This window comes from Blastococcus sp. SYSU D00669 (genome assembly GCF_054050715.1).
Genome location: NZ_JBJGZV010000008.1, coordinates 106,530 through 120,506, shown reverse-complemented (window position 1 = coordinate 120,506; position 13,977 = coordinate 106,530). Strand labels below are relative to the sequence as shown.

The window sequence follows — 13,977 nt, the reverse complement described above, 5'->3', positions numbered from 1 at the left end:
ACGTGGTGGGTCGCTTGGATCGACGTCGATCGACGGTAGCACCGTGACGGACCCGACCCGCTCAGTCAGCGGAACGGTCGGTCACACCCGTTTCTGCCGTCCCGCCCGTCGACTCGGGTCGCCGTCCCAGCGCCGGATCGACCGCCGTCCGCCCCCTCCGGCGGATCTCCCGCCGGGTCCGCAGCGCCCACGGCAGCATCGCCACGGCCGAGCGGAGCACCCGCAGCCGCAGGCCCACCCGCAGGTTGTGCGGCCGGCCGGCGCCGCGGTCGGCCACGGACCGGGCGGCGAGCGAGGCGGTGGTCACGCAGAACCGGAGCCAGGCACCCACGGCCGGCGCGGCGGGCGCGCACCGGGCCAGCAGGAGCAGCCGGTTGCGCTCGTTGTGGAAGGCGAACAGCTCCGAGGCGGGGTCGGAGCTCGCGGCGTGCCGGTGGTGGACGACGGCCCGCGGCTCGTAGCGGATCGACCACCCGGCGAGCCGCAGCCGCCAGGACAGGTCGGTGTCCTCGTAGTAGAGGAAGAACCGCTCGGGGAAGCCGCCGACCGCACGGGCGGGCGCCGCGCGCAGCAGGGCGGCCCCGCCGCTGAACCCGAAGACCTCCGCCGGCTCGGCCACCTCCCCGGGGTCCGCGCCGGCGGCGCGGTCGGCGCCGTACCAGGTCGGCAGGAGCACCACGCCGGCGTTGTTCACCACCGGCCGGCCGGCGCCGGCGAGCAGCAGGAGCGAGGTGACGGCGGCGGCGTCGGGGTGCGCGCGCGCCGTGGCCAGCAGGGCCTCCAGCCAGTCCGGCTCGGCGACCGCGTCGTTGTTCAGGAGCGCGACGAACTCCGTCCTCGCCGCCTCCAGGCCCACCTGGGCGCCGCCGGCGAAGCCGAGGTTGACGGCGTTGCGGACCACCCGCGCCTCGGGGTGCCGGGCCAGGACGTCGGGGGTGGCGTCGGTCGAGGCGTTGTCGACGACCAGCACCTCGTGCGGGACGGTCTGCCCCGCCAGCGAGGCCAGGCACGGCTCGAGCAAGTCGGCGCCCTGCCACGTGACGACCACGACGGTGACGCGGGGGCCGGCGGACATGACCGTCGACGGTAGTTGGCCCGGCTAGGGTCGCCCCGTGCGGCTGGACCTGGTGGTGGAACAGCTGCTGCTGCCCGTCCCGGGTGGGACCGGCCGGTACACCGCCGAGGTCGGCGCCGCGCTCGCCGCCGGGGCTCCGCCCGGCGCTCGCGTGCAGGGCTGGACGGCGTGGCACCGCGCCCCGGCTGCCGCGCGGGTGCCGGGCATGCCCGCGCCGCGACGGCTGCCGCTGCCCCGCCGGGCGCTGGCCCTGGCCTGGGAGCGGGGGGTGCCGCTGGGGCCGCGCGGTGGCGATCTGGTGCACGCGCCGACGCTCCTCGCGCCCCCGCGGGGCCGTCGTCCGCTGGTGGTGACGATCCACGACGCAGTGCCCTGGACCCACCCGGAGACGCTGACGCCCCGCGGGGTGCAGTGGCACCGGCGCATGGCCGAGCGGGTGGTCGCCACCGCGGACGCGGTGGTGCTGCCCACCGCCGCGGTGGCCGACGAGCTGGGCCGCCACCTCTCCCTGCCGCGGCGGACCCTGGTGGCCGGTGCCGGGGTGGCCGGGGCGCTGGCGAGACCGCCGGACGCCGCGGCGCGCCGGGCTCGGCTGGGGATCGAGGACGGCGACTACCTGCTCAGCGTCGCCACCCTGGAGCCGCGCAAGGGCCTGGACGTGCTGCTGGCCGCGCTGGCCGAGCGACCGGGTGAGCTGCCTCCGCTGGTGGTCGTGGGCCAGCCCGGCTGGGGCGGGGTGGAGCCGGCCACGCTGGCCGCCGACCTGGGCCTGGCGGAGGGTGACGTGCGGGTGCTCGGCCGGATCCCGGACGCCGATCTCGCGGCGGTGCTCGAGGGAGCGACGGCTCTGGTCGCGCCGAGCCGCGCCGAGGGTTTCGGGCTGCCCGTGGTGGAGGCGATGGCCGCCGGTGTCCCGGTGGTCTCCTCCGACGTGCCGGCCCTCGTCGAGGTCGGTGGAGGGGCGACCGTGACGACGCCGGTCGGCGACGCCGCGGCGCTGGCCGAGGCGTTGCGGACCGTCACCGGCGACGCGGCAGTGCGGCAGGCGCTCGCCGACGCCGGGCTGCGCCGCGCTGCGGACTTCACGTGGGCGGCCGTCGCCGCCCGCCTCTGGAAGCTCTACGCCGAACTGGTCTGATCTCTGCTGCTGGGGCGCGTGTGACGCCTGGGGCGATACGTGGCCCATCCGTTCCGGATCGCGCATCCTCGGGGCGTGGTCGGACGGGCGGCGAGGGTGGTCAACGGCGTGCTCGCGGCGCTTCTGCTGGTCGGGTGCACCGACGGCGGGGAGGCCGCCGAGCCGTCGTCGCCCACCTCTCCGGCCGCTCCGTCGGCGTCGATGTCACACGGCCTGCCGGGGGACGAGGCCCTCAGCCCGCCACCGCCCGACCCCGCCGCGGAGGACTACCGGCAGGTGTTCGCGGCGCTGCCCGAGGGGCGGCTCTCCGGCCGGCTCCGGCTGTCGGTGTCCGGCCTCGTGGCGTACGACGAGCAGGTGACCGGCTCGTGCCGGCCCGCAGCGGATCCGCCGGCGGTCGAGGCGGTGCTGGCCGACGGATCGGTGTTCCGGCTGACCGCCGGTGACGAGGGGCTGGGGACGGTCCTGGTCGCGCCGGGCATCGAGGTGCCGCACACGGTCACCGATGCCGCGGTCACCGGTTCCGGTCCGGTCGTCGTGGCGGGCGGGCTGTTCACGGGCGGGACGAGCGAGCCCTCCGGTTCCCTGCAGATGGAGTTCACGTGCGGCTGACCACTCGCGCCGTCCTGGCGGTCCTGCTGAGCGGGCTGATGGCGGCGGGGCTCGGCCTCGCGGTCCGGCCGGCCGCGGTGGCCACGGACATGGCGGCCGCCGTCGCGCAGGCCACCGCGTACGCGGGCAGCCGCGGGGTGACCGTCGGCATCTCCGTCTACGACCGCGACACCGGACAGGTCTACGAGAACGGGCAGCCGGCGCACACCCGCATGCGCTCGGCCTCCGTGCCGAAGATCCTCGTGGCCACGAGCCTCCTGGAGCGCAGCCGGCGCGGGGAGATCACCCTCGCCCAGGCCGACCGCGACCTCATGTGGCTGATGGTGGCCCGGTCCGACGACGCCGCGATGTCGAACCTGTACTCCCGGTTCGGCGGGCAGGCGATGGTGCTGGCGGTCGCCGCCGAGTACGGCCTGACCGAGATCGGGACGCCGCCCACGCCGTCCTACTGGGGGATGTGGCAGATCACCGCGAACGACATCACGAAGTTCTACCGTGCGGTCGTCACCGGCATCGGCTCGCACCTGCACCCGGCCGACAGGGACCAGCTCATCGCGATGATGCGGGCCGCCACGCACACCGGGACGGACGGCTTCGACCAGTACTTCGGCATCCCGTACGCCCTGCCGTACCAGTACTGGGGCATCAAGCAGGGCTGGATGTGCTGCCAGGAGGGCATGCGCTGGCTGCACACCACCGGGATCCTCGGCCAGGACAACCGGTTCACGGTCTCCGTGCTCTCGCGCACCCCGCAGTCGCTGTCGTACGCGCACGTCGGCGAGACGCTCACGTCGGTCGTCCGGACGCTCTTCCCGGGCGGCACCGTCCCGCCCAGCGGTGAGGCGCGCAACCCCGTCGGGCAGATCGACGTCGCGTACCAGGCCAGCCCCGGCAGGTACGTGCTCAGCGGCTGGACCGCCGACCACGACGACCCCACGCGGCCGCTCGACGTGCACGTCTACGTCGACGGGGTCCTGGCTGCCTACGGCACCGCTGACCGGTCACGGCCTGACGTCGCGGCCGTGCTGGCCGGCTACGGCGACGCGCACGGGTACGAGTTGACCGTGCCCGTACCCGACGGTCGGCACACCGTGTGCGTGTACGCCATCAACGTCGGGGCCGGTACCCGCAACCCCTCCCTCGGCTGTCCGGTGCTCGAGGCGGTGCTCAGCCCGATCGGGAACTTCGAAGCCGCCACGGCGGTCGGGTTGCGTGGGATGCAGGTCAGCGGCTGGACGGCCGACCTGGAGGACCCGACGGCACCGACCGACGTCGTCCTGTCGGTGGACGGCACCCCGGCCGCGACCGTGCCCGCAGGCGGCAGCCGTCCCGACGTGGGCGCTGCGTTCCCCGGCACCGGGAGCGGCCACGGGTTCTCGACGGTCCTCGGCATGGCCTGGCCGGGGAGGCACGTGGTGTGCGCCACAGCGGTCAACGTCCCCGGCACCGGAGGGCGGAACACGTCGCTCGGCTGCCGCGTCGTGACGGGCCCCACCACCCTGCTCGGCTCCTTCGACGTCGCAGCGGGAGGGAGCGGCACGGCCCGGGTGACCGGCTGGGCCGTCGACGCGCTGGTCCCGGCACCGCCGGTGTCGGTGCACGTCTACGCCGACGGACGCTTCGCGGGTGCGTTCCGGGCCGACACCGCCCGGCCCGACGTGGGCGCCGTCTACCCGGAGGCCGGGGGGAACCACGGGTTCGACGCGTCCATCGCGCTCGCGCCGGGGTCGCACACGCTCTGCGTGTTCGGCATCTACGCCGACTCGCGAGCGGCCAACCCGCTGTTCGCCTGCCGGACCGCCACGGTGACCTGACGGGCGCTCCTGCGACCGGCGGTCAGTCGAGCAGGCTCAGGAGGTAGTCGCCGTAGCCGCTCTTCTGCAACGGCGCGGCGAGCGCGCGCAGCTGCTCGTCGTCGATGAAGCCGCGCCGCCAGGCGACCTCCTCGATGCAGCCGATCTTCCAGCCCTGCCGCTCCTCGACGACCCGGACGAACTCGGCCGCCTGCATCATCGAGGTGTGGGTGCCGGTGTCCAGCCACGCCGTCCCGCGCTCGAGCACGGTGACCGTGAGCTCGCCGCGGCGCAGGTACTCGTCGTTGACCGCGGTGATCTCGAGCTCGCCGCGGGCCGACGGCTGCACGTTGGCGGCGATCTCCACGACCCGGTTGTCGTAGAAGTACAGACCGGGGACGGCGTAGGAGCTCTTCGGCTTCTCCGGCTTCTCCTCGATGGAGATGACCCGGCCGTCCTCGTCGAACTCCACGACGCCGTAGTCGGTGGGGTTGGCCACGTGGTAGGCGAAGACGTGCCCGCCCTTCGGGTCGGTGTTGGCCCGCAGGCTCTGGCCCAGCCCCGTGCCGTAGAAGATGTTGTCGCCCAGCACGAGGGCGACCGACTCCTCGCCGATGAAGTCCGCACCGATGATGAACGCCTGCGCCAGGCCCTCGGGCTCGGGCTGGACGGCGTAGCTGATCTCGATCCCGACCTCGGCCCCGTCCCCGAGCAGCCGCTGGAAGCCGGCCTGGTCCTCGGGCGTGGTGATGACCAGCACCTCGCGGATGCCCGCATTCATGAGCAGCGAGAGCGGGTAGTAGATCATCGGCTTGTCGTAGATCGGCATCAGCTGCTTGCTGATCGCCTTCGTGATCGGGTACAGCCGGGTCCCGCTGCCGCCCGCCAGGATGATGCCGCGCACCGGGGCAGCCTAGCCGGGCCGGCAGGAGGGTGACCGATGCAGCCGTCGACCGGCCCGCGCGTGCTGGTGGACGCCACCGCCGTCCCCGAGAACCGCGGAGGGGTCGGCCGGTACGTCGACCAGCTGCTGCCCGCGCTGGACGCCGCCGACGCCGACCTCGTGGTCGTCTGCCAGGCCCGCGACGTCGGGTACTACGCGGAGCGGACCCCGTCGGCCGAGGTGGTGGGCGCCCCGCCGCGGATCGCCCGGCGGCCGGTCCGCCTCGCCTGGGAGCAGACCGGCCTGCCGGCGCTGGCCCGCCGGGTGGGGGCGGGGGTGCTGCACTGCCCGCACTACACGATGCCGCTGCGTTCGCCCGTGCCGGTCGTGACGACGCTGCACGACGCGACGTTCTTCACCCACCCCGACGTCCACCTGCCGGTCAAGCGGCGCTTCTTCCGGGCCTGGACGCGGGCGTCGCTGCGCCGGGCGGCGCGCTGCGTCGTGCCCTCGCGGGCCACGCGGGACGAGCTCGCCCGCGTCACCGGGCTCGTGCACGGCCAGGTCGACATCGCCCACCACGGGGTCGACCCCGCGACGTTCGCCGTGCCCGACGACGCCGCCCGGGCCGCCGCCCGCGAGCACCTGGGGCTGCGGGCGGCCCGCTACGTCGCCTTCCTCGGCACGATCGAGCCGCGCAAGAACGTGCCCGCGCTGGTCGAGGGCTGGAGCCGGGCCGTCGCCGGCCGGGCCGACGCGCCGGCGCTGGTGGTGGCCGGCGGCCGCGGCTGGGACGAGGGCGTGGACGCGGCGGTCGCCGCGGTGCCCGCCGGGCTGGAGGTGCAGCTCCCGGGCTACCTGCCGCTGGAGCTGCTGGCCGGGTTCCTCGGCGGGGCCGACGTGGTCGCCTACCCGAGCTCGGCCGAGGGGTTCGGGCTGCCGGTGCTCGAGGCGATGGCGTGCGGGGCCACGGTGCTCACCACGCGGTCGCTGGCGCTGCCCGAGGTGGGCGGGGACGCCGTCGAGTACACGGAGCCCACCGCCGAGGGCATCGGCGAGGCGCTGGCCCGGCTGCTGGACGACCCCGCGCGCCGCGCCGCGCTGTCCGCGGCCGCCCGCGAGCGCGCGGCGGGGTTCACCTGGGCGGCCTGCGCCGAGCAGCACCTGGCGAGCTACGCCCGGGCGGCCACGCCGTAGGGTCGCGGCGTGGGGGAAGCCGCCGAACCGCTGCGCGTGGTCGCGGTGACCTACTCGCCCGGCGAGGCGCTGCTCGGGTTCGTCGAGAGCCTCCGGCAGGCCACCGCGCTGCCGCTGGACGTCGTCCTGGCCGACAACGGCTCCACCGACGGCGCGCCGCAGCGGGCGGCTGCGGCCTGGCCCGACGTCCGGGTGCTGCCCACCGGCGGCAACATCGGCTACGGCGCCGCCGCCAACGCCGGGCTCGCCGACCGGCACCGCGGGTGGGCCCTGGTCGCCAACCCCGACATCCGCTTCGAGCCGGGGTCGGTCGACGAGCTCCTGGCGGTCGCGGCCCGGTGGCCGCGGGCGGCCACCGTCGGCCCGGCGATCCGCACCCCCGACGGGGACCTCTACCCCTCCGCCCGCGACCTGCCGTCGCTGTCCACCGGGGCCGGGCACGCGCTGCTCGGCTGGGTCTGGCCGGCGAACCCGTGGACGGCCACCTACCGGCGGGAGCGGGAGACCCCGCGGGAGCGGACGGCCGGGTGGCTGTCCGGCTCCTGCTTCCTGGTCGACCTGGAGGCGTTCCACTCGGTGGGGGGTTTCGACCCCGGGTACTTCATGTACTTCGAGGACGTCGACCTCGCCGCCCGGCTCACGGAGAAGGGCTGGCTGCACGTCTACGCCCCCACGGCGGTGGTCGAGCACGAGGGCGGGCACGCCACCCGTCGCCAGCCGCACCGGATGCAGCGGGTCCACCACACCAGCGCCCTGCGCTACCTGTCGCGGCGCTACCCGGGGCCGGTCCACCTGCCGCTGCGCGTCGCGCTCCGGGTGGGCCTGGGCGGCCGGATGCTCGTCTCCTACGTCAGTGCCCGGGTCGGCGCCGGTGCGGCGTTCCAGCGATCGGCTGCCGAGCTGCCGGCCCGCCGCCGCTGGCGGCCGCGGGTGCCGCGCCGGGGCCGTCCCGTCGTCGACCAGTGAGGGAGGTGCACCCGTGCGGCACGCGGTGATCATGGCCGGCGGTTCGGGCACGCGGCTGTGGCCGCTGTCCCGGGCCGAGCGCCCCAAGCAGCTGCTCGACGTCGTCGCCGAGCCGGGCGGGGGCGCCCACAGCCTGCTCGCCGAGGCGTTCGCGCGCCTGCAGGCGGTGCTGCCCACCGCGAACATCTGGGTCTGCACCGCCGCCCGCTACGGCGACCAGGTGCGCGCCGCGCTGCCGGAGCTGGGGCCCGACCGCCTGGTCCTCGAGCCGGTCGCGCGCGACACCGCCAACGCCGTCGGGCTGGCCGCGGCACTGGTCGCCGACGTCGACCCGGACGCCGAGCTCGCGGTGGTGAGCGCCGACCACGTGATCCGGCCGGTGGAGCGCTTCGCCGCGGCGCTGCGCACGGCGTTCGACGCGCTCACGCCGCGGCCCGACGCCCTGGTCACCCTCGGCATCGTGCCGACGGCGCCGGCCACCGGGTTCGGCTACGTGCAGCGGGGCCCGGCCACCGGGGTGCCCGGCGTCGCCGAGGCGGCGTCGTTCCGCGAGAAGCCCGACCTGGCGACCGCCGAGCGGTACGTGGCGTCGGGGGAGTACCTGTGGAACTCGGGCATGTTCGTCTGGCGCGCCCGCACGGTGCTCGACGCCCTCGCCGACCACCTGCTGGAGACGGCGGCGGGGCTGGCCCGCGTGGTGGCCGAGCCCGCCGGCCCGGCGCGGGACGCCGTCCTGGCGGAGGTGTTCCCGACCCTGCCGAAGATCAGCGTCGACTACGCCGTGCTGGAGCCGGCGGCGACCGAGCCCGGCCGGGTGCTGGTCGCCGACCTCGACGTCGAGTGGCTCGACGTCGGCTCGTGGCCGGCGCTCGCCCTGACCCTGGAGCGGACCGCGGACGCCGACGGCGGCAACGCCGTCCGCGGGCTCGCCGTGACCCTCGACGCCGACGGGAACATCGTGTTCAGCGACGACCCGGAGCACCTGGTCGCGCTGGTGGGCGTGCGCGACAGCGTCGTCGTCCACACCGCCGACGTGACCATGGTCGCGCCCGTGGCCGAGGCCGAGCGGGTCAAGGCGCTGCTGGCCGCGGTGGAGGGGAGGCACGGCTCACGGTTCAGCTAGGAGGACCTCCTCGCCCCCGCTGCTCGCAGGCTCGCAGCGGGCCCCTGCGAGGAGGCCGTTCCACCGCGCTACGTTGCCGGGCATGAAGACCTACGACGTCGCCGCCGTCGTCTCGGGTGGGGCCTCCGGGCTCGGCGAGGCGACCGTGCGCGAGCTGGCCGCCCGCGGGGCCGCCGTGACCATCCTCGACCTGCAGGAAGAGCGCGGGAAGGCGCTCGCCGACGAGCTCGGCGGGCACACCACCTTCGTCCGCACCGACGTCACCGACCCCGACTCGGTGCAGGCCGCGATCGAGGACGCCACCGGCAAGGACCGCCCGCTGCGGATCGCGATCAGCTGCGCCGGCATCGGCTGGGCGCAGCGGACGGTCGGCCGCGGCGGCGAGCCGCACGACTTCGGCGCCTTCGTGAAGGTCGTCACGGTCAACCTGGTCGGTACCTTCAACGTGATGCGGCTGGCCGCCTCGGCCATGTCGCAGACCGAGCCGCTGGAGGACGGCGAGCGGGGTGTGGTGGTCAACACCGCTTCGATCGCCGCCTTCGACGGGCAGATCGGCCAGCTGGCGTACTCCGCCTCCAAGGGCGGCGTCGTGGGCATGACCTTGCCGGCGGCCCGGGACCTGGCCACCGTCGGTGTCCGCGTGTGCACCATCGCCCCCGGGCTGGTGGACACGCCGCTGCTGGGCAGCCTCCCCGAGGAGGCCCGGGCGGCGCTGTCGGCCGGCATCCCGTTCCCGAAGCGGCTGGGCAAGCCGGCCGACTTCGCGGAGCTGGCGCTCGACATCGTCGAGCACGGCTACCTCAACGGCGAGGTCGTCCGGATGGACGGCGCCTTGAGGATGGCCCCGAAGTAGAAGGGCCCCGCTGCCCCCCACGCCTCGCTCCGCTCGGCGCGGGCCCCTGCAGCGGGGCCGCTCCAGCTCGTCACCCACGGAGTCTTCCCTGAGCACCCCTCCGTACGAATCGGTCTGGCGGCCCGACTGGCCGCTCGACGCCCGCCGGGCCCTCTCCCGCGACCTGCGGGGGACCGGCGACCCGACCCTCCGGCACACCGACACGGGCACCTGGCGGACGACGTCCACCCCCGACGGCCCGGCGACCGTGCACGTGCGCACGGTCGCCGGGCCCGACGTCACCGAGGTGCGGGTGCGCGCCTGGGGCCCGGGCGCGGTCTGGGCCGGCACCCGGGTGCCCGGCTGGCTGGGCGCCCACGACCGGCCCGAGGAGTTCGACCCGTGCGGGCACCCGCTGCTCACCGAGACGCACCGCCGCTCGCCGTGGCTGCGGCTGGGCCGCACGGGGCGCACCTGGGACGCCCTGCTGCCGGCGGTGCTGGAGCAGAAGGTGACCACCATCGAGGCGCACCGGGTGTTCCGCGCGCTGCTGCGGCTCTGCGGCGAGCCGGCGCCCGGACCGGCGCCGGAGGGCATGCGCGTCGTCCCGACCCCCGAGCGGGTGCTCGCGGTCACCGACTGGCAGTGGCACCGGTGCGGGCTCGACGGCGCCCGCCGGCGGGCGCTGCGCGCCGTCGCGTCGGTCGCCTCCCGGCTGGAGCCGTGCGACGCCGCGCCCGACTCCCCGACGCTGCAGAAGCGGCTGCAGACCGTGCCGGGCATCGGGGTGTGGACGGCGGCCGAGGTCGTGCAGCGCACCTTCGGCTGCCCCGACACCGTCAGCTACGGCGACTACCACCTGAAGAACCTGGTGGGCTGGTCGCTGGCCGGCCGCAAGACCGACGACGACGGGATGATGGAGCTGCTCGAGCCCTGGCGGGGGCACCGGCAGCGGGTGGTCCGGCTGCTGGAGATCGGCGGCAGCCGCCCGCCCAAGCGCGGTCCGCGGGTGGCCCCGACCGACTACCGCCGCATCTGAGGGGTCAGGCGCCGCGCAGCTCGGTGTAGCGGGCGGTGCACTGCTCCATCGTGGGCAGGATGCCCTGCTCCTGGGCCTCGGCCAGGGTGGGCGCGGCCTGGTCCTTGGCGGAGAGCTCGAACTCCAGCTCGGCCGGCCAGGGCAGGTCGAGCGCCGGGTCCATGGGGTTGATGCCGAACTCGCGGTCGGGCGCGTAGCCGGTGGACACCAGGTACGTGACGGAACTGCCGTCGGCCAGCGAGACGAACGCGTGGCCGAGCCCCTCGGCCAGGTACACCGCGCGCGGCGCCTCGCTGTCGAGCAGCACCGAGTCGTGCACGCCGAAGGTCGGCGAGCCCACCCGGACGTCGACGATCACGTCGAGCACCTTGCCGGCCGGGCAGTACACGTACTTGGCCTGGCCGGGCGGGACGAGGGCGAAGTGCACGCCGCGCAGCACGCCGCGGGCGGAGACGCTGTGGTTGGCCTGGACGAGGGTGAGGCCGAACCCGGTCTCGCCCGCGAGGACGTCGGCCTTGTACCACTCCGTGAACCGGCCACGGGCGTCGCCGTGCGGCACGAGGTCGAGCACGTAGCTGTCCGGCACGGCGAGTTCGCGGATCTGCACGCCCCGACGCTATCGAACGGCCCGGGTCAGGGCGTCGTCGAGCCCAGCCACAGCCGGCCGACGAGCGAGCTGCCGCCGGGCGTGCCGACCGGCTCCCACCGCGTCCGCCAGCCCTCGGCGTGCAGCTGCACGATGACCGCGCCGAGCAGCGCCCCGAGGTTGAGCGCGGCCGTCGTGGTGGCCCGGTCGGGCAGGTGGACGTCGACGACGCCGTCCCCCTCCCCGCCGTGCCGCAGGACGACGGGGAACTCCGGCAGGGCGGCGCTGGCGATCCGGAACGCGGCGGCGACGGCCTCCAGCTCGCCCGGGCGGGGCACGAGGTCGGCGGCCGGTTCGCGGGAGGCGAGCAGGTCGCGGGTCCCGTAGGGGAACAGGTCCCCGGGACCGAGGCGGACCAGCGGCCGGGTGCCGGGGTCGTCGCCGGGCGGCCGGGCGACCGGCAGGCCGCGCACCACCGCGACCGGGACGCCGGCGAGCTTGCCCTTCACCAGGTCGGCCGCGGCGGCGAGCTCGTCGACCACGGCGACCTGGGTGGTCTCGAGGGTGTTGCCGTGGCGGTCGACCGCGCCGCGGTGGTCCTCGAGCGGGACGATGCCGGCCGCGCCGACCGCGACGTCGGTCAGGCCCTCGCGCCAGGTGCGGCCGAAGGTGTCGCTGACGACGACGGCGACGTCGACCCCGAGGAGCTCGGCCAGCCGCTCCCGGAGCCGGCGGGCGGAGGCGTCGGCGTCCTCGGGCAGCAGCACGAGGGCGTCGCCGGGCACGTTGGACGCGTCGATGCCGGCGGCCGCCACGACCCAGCCGTGCCGGGTCTCCACGATGCGCAGCGGGCCGCGCCGGGCGACGACCCGCACCGTCTCGTCGTCGATGGCCCGCTGGCGGGCGGCCTCGCGGTCGGCACCGGGTGGCACCTGGACCAGCCGGCCCTCGACCTTGGACACGACCTTCGAGGTGACGACGACGACGTCGCCGTCGGCCAGCCACGGCGCCGTGCCGGCGATCGCCGCGGCGAGGTCGTCACCGGGGGAGAACTCCGGCAGCCCGGGGACCGGGTGGACGGAGTAGCCCGCCGGGGGTGCCGTGCTAGACACCGGCGGCGTCCAGGGCGGCGCGCGCCAGCGCGGCCGTCTTCTCGGTATCGGACATGAGCAGGGGCACCTGCCGGACGTCGACCCCGGGCACGGTGGCGTCGTCACCGGGCGCCACGAGCCAGGCGTCGAGGATGCCGCCCCCGCCGCGGGCGCCGTAGTGGCGGCCCACGCCCTCGGCGCTCACCTCGATGCCGAGGACGGGCAGGCACCGGTCGGCCATGCCGCGCACGACCGAGCCGCCGATGATCGGCGAGACGCCGACGACACGGGCCGCTGTGCTCCGCAGGGCGTCACGGATCCCCGGGACACCCAGGATCGTGCCGACGGAGACCACGGGGTTGGACGGCGCGATCAGGACGGCATCGGCGGAGGCGATCGCTTCCGTCACACCGGGTGCCGGACGCGCCGAGTCGACGCCGACCTGCACGAAGGCCGACGGCTCGAGCGCCGCGCGGTGGCGCACCCACCACTCCTGGAAGTGGATCGCCCGCTGCCGGCGGCTGGGCTGCTCCGGGTCGTCGGGGTCGGCGACCACCACGTGCGTCTCGACCCGCTGGTCGCTCATCGGCAGCACCGTGACCCCGGGCTGCCAGCGCACCGCGAGGGCGGCGGTCACCTGGGAGAGCGGGTAGCCGGCGTCCAGCATGCGGGTGCGGATCAGGTGGGTGGCGAGGTCGCGGTCACCGAGGCCGAACCAGGTGGGGTCGGCGCCGTAGGCGGCGAGCTCCTCCTTGACCGTCCAGCTCTCGCCGGCCCGGCCCCAGCCGCGCTCCTCGTCGATGCCGCCGCCGAGGGTGTACAGCACCGTGTCGAGGTCGGGGCAGATGCGCACCCCGTGCATCGTCACGTCATCACCGGTGTTGACGATCCCCGTGATGTCGGCACCCGGGGCCGCGGTCTTGAGTCCACGGAGGAAACGGGCGCCGCCGACACCTCCGGCGAGCACGACGAACTGCACGAAACGCATCGTGCCGCATGGCAGTTGTCGACTGTTCGACCGGCGTGTCGGGGGCCTTGGCGAGATTCTGACGAACGACTGTGACGCCTGGGTCACCTGTGGCGATCCGCTTACAACGAGCGAAGTTGACGGCTTCGGAGCGACACGCGTGTAATTCCCGCGGTGTCATCCAGTGCAGAGCGGCCCGGGAACGTCTCGGAGAACGCGCACCGGGACGAGAGCGAGAGGGGACGCATCGTCATGGCGGAGGTGTCGTGGTTGAGCGACTACATGGGGGCGTCCGAGCGGTCGGTTGACCGATTCGGCCTGGGGTCGGACCACGGCGTCGCGGGGCCGCTGGGTGGGCAGGGCATCGCCGGGCTGCTGGGCATCGGCCTGGAGGCCGACGCGCAGTCGTGGCAGGAGCGGGCGCTGTGCGCCGAGACCGACCCGGAGGCCTTCTTCCCCGAGAAGGGCGGCTCCACCCGCGAGGCGAAGAAGATCTGCACCGGCTGCGAGGTCAAGGCCGAGTGCCTCGAGTACGCGCTGGCGAACGACGAGCGCTTCGGCATCTGGGGCGGTCTGTCCGAGCGCGAGCGGCGCCGCCTCCGCCGCCGCGCCGTGTGAGCGCACCGCTGTCCTCCGCCGCAGCCGCCGACTCCCGGGAGTCGGCGGCTGTGGTCG

General features: G+C 75.4%; 14 protein-coding genes. 9 read left to right on the top strand and 5 right to left on the bottom strand.

Annotation, left to right across the window (positions count from 1 at the left end):
• Positions 1–61: 61 nt before the first annotated feature.
• Entirely contained in the window at positions 62–1,075 is a 1,014-nt protein-coding gene (locus tag ACI8AF_RS08220) for a glycosyltransferase family 2 protein (RefSeq protein ID WP_456539196.1), read from the bottom strand.
• Positions 1,076–1,112: 37 nt separating this feature from the next.
• On the opposite strand from ACI8AF_RS08220, the gene ACI8AF_RS08215 reads away from it, so the two are divergent.
• From ACI8AF_RS08215 to ACI8AF_RS08205, 3 genes are all read left to right on the top strand, one after another.
• Entirely contained in the window at positions 1,113–2,213 is a 1,101-nt protein-coding gene (locus ACI8AF_RS08215) for a glycosyltransferase family 4 protein (RefSeq protein WP_456539195.1), read from the top strand.
• A gap of 75 nt (positions 2,214–2,288) precedes the next feature.
• Positions 2,289–2,825 (top strand): hypothetical protein, encoded by a 537-nt coding sequence (locus tag ACI8AF_RS08210; protein ID WP_456539194.1) that lies wholly within the window; start codon positions 2,289–2,291, stop codon positions 2,823–2,825.
• Positions 2,816–4,639, top strand: coding sequence for a serine hydrolase (locus ACI8AF_RS08205; protein WP_456539193.1), 1,824 nt, complete (start codon positions 2,816–2,818; stop codon positions 4,637–4,639). Before ACI8AF_RS08210 ends, ACI8AF_RS08205 begins: the two co-directional genes overlap by 10 nt.
• 22 nt (positions 4,640–4,661) lie before the next feature.
• Here ACI8AF_RS08205 and rfbA read toward each other — a convergent pair whose 3' ends face one another.
• A complete protein-coding gene (gene rfbA / locus ACI8AF_RS08200) occupies positions 4,662–5,522 on the bottom strand; it encodes a glucose-1-phosphate thymidylyltransferase RfbA (protein ID WP_456539192.1) in 861 nt (286 codons plus the stop codon).
• 36 nt (positions 5,523–5,558) lie between these two features.
• On the opposite strand from rfbA, the gene ACI8AF_RS08195 reads away from it, so the two are divergent.
• The 5 genes from ACI8AF_RS08195 to ACI8AF_RS08175 all read left to right on the top strand — a co-directional run bounded on the left by ACI8AF_RS08195 (position 5,559) and on the right by ACI8AF_RS08175 (position 10,658).
• A complete protein-coding gene (locus tag ACI8AF_RS08195) occupies positions 5,559–6,698 on the top strand; it encodes a glycosyltransferase family 4 protein (RefSeq protein WP_456539191.1) in 1,140 nt (379 codons plus the stop codon).
• A gap of 9 nt (positions 6,699–6,707) precedes the next feature.
• Complete coding sequence (locus ACI8AF_RS08190) at positions 6,708–7,664, top strand: glycosyltransferase family 2 protein (RefSeq protein ID WP_456539190.1); 957 nt, start codon at positions 6,708–6,710, stop codon at positions 7,662–7,664.
• A 13-nt stretch (positions 7,665–7,677) separates the two neighbouring features.
• Entirely contained in the window at positions 7,678–8,787 is a 1,110-nt protein-coding gene (locus ACI8AF_RS08185; protein WP_456539189.1) for a mannose-1-phosphate guanylyltransferase, read from the top strand.
• An 82-nt stretch (positions 8,788–8,869) separates the two neighbouring features.
• Positions 8,870–9,640 carry an SDR family NAD(P)-dependent oxidoreductase gene (locus ACI8AF_RS08180; RefSeq protein ID WP_456539188.1) on the top strand — a complete coding sequence of 257 codons (771 nt, stop codon included), beginning with the start codon at positions 8,870–8,872 and terminating at the stop codon, positions 9,638–9,640.
• Between the two features lie 253 nt (positions 9,641–9,893).
• On the top strand, positions 9,894–10,658 hold the full coding sequence (locus tag ACI8AF_RS08175; RefSeq protein WP_456539187.1) for a DNA-3-methyladenine glycosylase family protein: 765 nt from the start codon (positions 9,894–9,896) through the stop codon (positions 10,656–10,658).
• Between the two features lie 4 nt (positions 10,659–10,662).
• Here the strand turns inward: ACI8AF_RS08175 and ACI8AF_RS08170 are convergent, their stop codons facing one another.
• The 3 genes from ACI8AF_RS08170 to cofD are packed head-to-tail and all read right to left on the bottom strand — an operon-like array spanning position 10,663 to position 13,323.
• Positions 10,663–11,265 carry a dTDP-4-dehydrorhamnose 3,5-epimerase family protein gene (locus ACI8AF_RS08170; RefSeq protein WP_456539186.1) on the bottom strand — a complete coding sequence of 201 codons (603 nt, stop codon included), beginning with the start codon at positions 11,263–11,265 and terminating at the stop codon, positions 10,663–10,665.
• A gap of 26 nt (positions 11,266–11,291) precedes the next feature.
• On the bottom strand, positions 11,292–12,356 hold the full coding sequence (locus ACI8AF_RS08165; protein WP_456539185.1) for a coenzyme F420-0:L-glutamate ligase: 1,065 nt from the start codon (positions 12,354–12,356) through the stop codon (positions 11,292–11,294).
• Complete coding sequence (gene cofD, locus ACI8AF_RS08160) at positions 12,349–13,323, bottom strand: 2-phospho-L-lactate transferase (protein WP_456539184.1); 975 nt, start codon at positions 13,321–13,323, stop codon at positions 12,349–12,351. Before cofD ends, ACI8AF_RS08165 begins: the two co-directional genes overlap by 8 nt.
• Positions 13,324–13,572: 249 nt before the next feature.
• On the opposite strand from cofD, the gene ACI8AF_RS08155 reads away from it, so the two are divergent.
• A complete protein-coding gene (locus ACI8AF_RS08155; RefSeq protein ID WP_456539183.1) occupies positions 13,573–13,920 on the top strand; it encodes a WhiB family transcriptional regulator in 348 nt (115 codons plus the stop codon).
• Positions 13,921–13,977 lie beyond the last annotated feature (57 nt).

Excerpts from the sequence above, each read along its gene's own strand:
- ACI8AF_RS08220 (WP_456539196.1), bottom strand. The coding sequence starts at position 1,075 with ATGTCCGCCGGCCCCCGCGTCACCGTCGTGGTCGTCACGTGGCAGGGC.
- ACI8AF_RS08195 (WP_456539191.1), top strand. The coding sequence starts at position 5,559 with ATGCAGCCGTCGACCGGCCCGCGCGTGCTGGTGGACGCCACCGCCGTC.
- cofD (WP_456539184.1), bottom strand. The coding sequence starts at position 13,323 with ATGCGTTTCGTGCAGTTCGTCGTGCTCGCCGGAGGTGTCGGCGGCGCC.
- ACI8AF_RS08180 (WP_456539188.1), top strand. The coding sequence starts at position 8,870 with ATGAAGACCTACGACGTCGCCGCCGTCGTCTCGGGTGGGGCCTCCGGG.